Origin of the sequence: Nocardioides sp. (genome assembly GCF_034670285.1) — a bacterium.
Taxonomy (GTDB): Bacteria; Actinomycetota; Actinomycetes; order Propionibacteriales; family Nocardioidaceae; genus Nocardioides.
Genome location: NZ_JAXMNS010000357.1, coordinates 1 through 4032, shown reverse-complemented (window position 1 = coordinate 4032; position 4032 = coordinate 1). Strand labels below are relative to the sequence as shown.

Below are 4032 nucleotides of genomic sequence, written 5' to 3'. Positions count from 1 at the left end.
TCCTGCCCGAGGGCGAGGACGGCGACTCCCCCGGTCGCGAGCGCGGCCTCGTCCTGGCGACCAGTGGAGGTTCGGACGTGGTGTCCGTGACGCTGCCGCTCGGCGACGACGTCGCCCCGCGCGTGGCGCCCCGACGGTGGGAGTCGCAGCAGCTGCCGACGTCCACGCACTCGATGGCGGCGTTGACCTGGCCGCTGACCGAGGAGCCTCCGACCGCCTACCTGCGTTCGCGGAAGTCAGGCGCGTGGGGTGCCTGGGTGCGTCTTTCCACCCTTCACGACGGCCCCGATGCGAGCCAGGAGGCACCCTTGCGGGCCGGCACCGACCTGATGTGGATCGGTCGCGCCGACGGCGTGCAGGTCCGTCTCGTCGGACGACGACCGCCCGGCGCGGCGCTGGTGCTGTTCCACCCGCAGGCGCGTGCCGGCGACCCGTTCCTGGCCGGCCTGGCTGCGCGACGGACCGCGGGCCGCCGCTCATCGCCCGACCAGCCCGTCGCCGCACCGGCCCTGGTGGGTCGCAAGCAGTGGGGCGCGGACAACTCCCTCAACAACGGCGCCCCTCGCTACGTCGGCACCATCACCCAGGTGCACGTTCACCACACGGTCAACTCCAACACCTATGCGCGCGACGACGTGCCCGCCCTCGTCCGCGGCATGCACGCCTACCACACGCGCACGCTGGGCTGGTCCGACATCGGCTACAACTTCCTCGTCGACCGCTTCGGTGTCGCCTACGTCGGGCGCGCCGGCGGACCCAGCAAGCTGGTGCGCGGCGCGCACACCCTCGGCTTCAACGCGGAGTCGACCGGGATCGCAGCGATCGGCAACTACGAGACCGCGACACCCAGCGACGCCATGCTCGAGACCATCGCAGCCCTGGCCGCCTGGAAGCTCGATCCGTTCGCTCGCGACCCGCTCGGCCGCGTGAACGTGCGCTCGGAGGGCAGCGACAAGTACAGCTCGGGCAAGGTGGCCAACCTCCCCACCATCGACGGGCATCGCGACACCAACGACACCGCCTGCCCCGGCAAGAACCTGTACGCCGTGCTGCCGAAGGTGCGTCAGCGCACCGCAGCGTTGATGGGTCCCGCCGCCGAGACGGCGGTGGTCGCCGAGTCATCGGCGACGGTGTCGAACTCCGACGCCAGCGCGGGCGCCTCCGAGGCTCGTCTCGGCGACCAGCTGACGGCCGACCCCGGCACCTACCGCCCGAGCACGGCCACACCGTCGTACCGCTGGTTGCGTGACGGCCGCGCGATCCGTGGCGCCCGAGCCCAGACCTACGTCGTGCGACCGCAGGACGTTGGGCGCCTGGTCACGTGCGAGGTGACCCTCGCCGCCGAGGGCCGCACACCGCTCGTGCAGACGCCACCCGCGCGCGGCCCCGTGCGCGCTGTGCCGGCTCTCGTCGTCTCCCCGGACGGTGCGAGGCGCAACGTCACGGTCACCCTCACCGCTCCGGAAGGGGTCACGCCCACTCCCGGCGGGGAGGCCGTCGTACGGGTCGGCAAGCGCTTCAAGACCGTCGCCGTGGTGGAGGGCCGCGCCGTTGCGCGCTTCGGAGGACACCGTCGCCTCGGCGCCGGTGACTACCCCGTGACGGTGACCTATCCCGGCGATCCGTCATTCACCTCGATCGCCGGGGCCACGACGATCAGGGTGCAGTGAAGTAGCCCGGAGGCGCTGCTCCCTGGTCACTCCGGGCCACGAAGATTTAGCCGAAGGGATGACGTGGCGTGATTCCGCCTCGCGAAGGGCCTTCGGGACGGCAGGGTCGAGGGATGCCCAGGTCCCCCCGCCCGGCAGGCTCGCTGCTGTCTCCCCTCATCGTCGCGCTGTGCGCGATCACTCTCCTGCTCGTCCCGTTGGCTCCGGTCGCTGTCGGCGCCGGCCCCAGCCAGACGAGCGGTGCCCCCGCACGGCCCGGCCCCACGTCTGCTGTCAGCGGCATCGTCGCTGATGTCGTCGACAGCGTCGTCCCGTTGCCGACCGTCAACCGGAAGTCAGGACTCGTGAGGGTTCTGCGCCGGATGCTGCGCCTGGTCAACGTGGTCCGGTCGGTGCCGCACGTCTGCGGCACCACGCTGATGCCGGCCGTCGGTCCGCTCAAGACCAACAAGCGGCTCAACAAGGCCGCTCGCAAGTACGCCAGGAAGATGGCGCGCAACGACTGGTTCGAGCACGACTCGCCCAACGGCAAGGACCCCGGTGACCGGATCTCGGCCGCCGGCTACACGTGGTCGCGCTGGGGCGAGAACATCGGTGCCGGGTACGACGACGTCCCCAGCGTGATCGCCGCCTGGCTGGCCAGTCCGGGCCACTGCACGGTGCTGATGAGCAAGTTCCGCCACGTCGGCTTCGGCTACGCCTTCCACCGGAAGTCGACCTTCGGGCACTACTGGGTGCAGGACTTCGCCCACCCCCGTCGGCGCTGAACAGGCACTACGTAGGGTGAGCGCGTGAGTGCCTCCCAGAGCCTTCGTCAGACCGAGGCGCGTGCGCGTTTCGACCTCCTCGACGTCACGTCGTACGACGTGACCCTCGACCTCGCCAGTGACGAGGCGACCTTCACGTCGCTCACCACGCTGACGTTCGAGAGCCAGGGCGGGCCGACGTTCGTCGACCTCAAGCCGACCCACCTCACCAGCGTGCGGCTCAACGACGAGACCCTCGACGTCGACCTCCTCGAGCGTGGTCGGTTCCCGCTCGAGACCACCGCCGGCACCAACGTGCTGGTCGTCTCGGCCGTGATGCCGTTCCGCAACGACGGCGAGGGCCTGCACCGCCACGTCGACCCGGTCGACGGCCAGGCCTACGTCTACGGCATGAGCTTCATGGACGCCGCCCCGACGATCTTCGCCTGCTTCGACCAGCCCGACCTCAAGGCGCCGTACACGATGCACGTGACGGCCCCGACCGACTGGATCGTCGTCGGCAACGCCCCGGCCACCCAGGGCGAGCCGGGTGAGTGGGAGATCGGTCCGACGCAGCCGCTGTCGACCTACTTCGTGACCCTGGTCGCCGGGCCCTACCACCTGATCCGCTCGGAGCACGACGGGATCCCGCTCGGCCTCAGCTGCCGGGCGAGCCTGGCGGGCGCCCTCGAGGCCGACGCCAACGAGCTGTTCACGATGACCGGGCAGTGCTTCGACGAGTTCCACCGCCTCTTCGGCATCCGCTACCCCTTCGGCGACTACCACCAGGCCTTCGTGCCGGAGTTCAACGCCGGTGCCATGGAGAACCCGGGCTGCGTCACCTTCCGCGACCAGATGGTCTTCGACACCCGCGTCACGCGCGGGCAGCGCATCCAGCGCGCCACCACCGTGGCCCACGAGATGGCGCACCAGTGGTTCGGCAACATCGTCACCCCCGCGTGGTGGGACGACCTGTGGCTCAACGAGTCCTTCGCCGAGTACATGGGCAACCGCGTCACCGCCGACGTCACGCAGTACGACGACGCGTGGACGAACGTCGCCTGGTCACGGCGGCAGTGGGGCCTGGGCGCCGACCAGCGCCCCAGCACGCACCCTGTCGCCGGCAACGGCGCCGAGGACGCGCTCGTCGCGCTCCAGAACTTCGACGGGATCTCCTACGCCAAGGGCTCGAGCATCCTCAAGCAGCTCGCCACGACCCTGGGTGACGACGTCTTCTTCGCCGGGGCCATCGACCACTTCACGCGCCACCGCTTCGGCAACGCCACGATGCACGACCTCTTCGCGAGCTGGGAGCGCTCCGGCGCCGGTGACCTGTCCGGAGTCGTCGACCAGTGGCTGCGCACCGCGGGTGCCGACGTGCTGACCGTCGACCGCGACCGCTCGATCCTGCTGCGCACGCCTCCTGCCGAGCACCCGGCCGACCGAGCCCACACGATGCGCGTCCTCCGCCTCCCGGCCGACGGTGAGGCCGTCGAGGTCCCGCTCGAGGTCAACCAGTCGGAGACCGCGCTCCCGGCCGAGCTCGCGGGCACCGACGACGCACTGGTCCTCGACCCGCACGAGCAGAGCTGGGGCGTCTACGTGCCCGACGCGAC

At 70.8% G+C, this 4032-nt stretch carries 3 protein-coding genes; all 3 read left to right on the top strand.

Annotated elements, in window-relative coordinates; all coding sequences use genetic code 11:
- On the top strand, positions 1 to 1670 hold a 1670-nt coding region (locus VOI19_RS15730), incomplete at its 5' end, for an N-acetylmuramoyl-L-alanine amidase (protein ID WP_323793909.1).
- A gap of 113 nt (positions 1671 to 1783) precedes the next feature.
- Positions 1784 to 2437 (top strand): CAP domain-containing protein, encoded by a 654-nt coding sequence (locus tag VOI19_RS15725; RefSeq protein WP_323793908.1) that lies wholly within the window; start codon positions 1784 to 1786, stop codon positions 2435 to 2437.
- A gap of 24 nt (positions 2438 to 2461) precedes the next feature.
- The coding region (locus tag VOI19_RS15720) for a M1 family aminopeptidase (protein WP_323793907.1) at positions 2462 to 4032 on the top strand (1571 nt) is incomplete at its 3' end.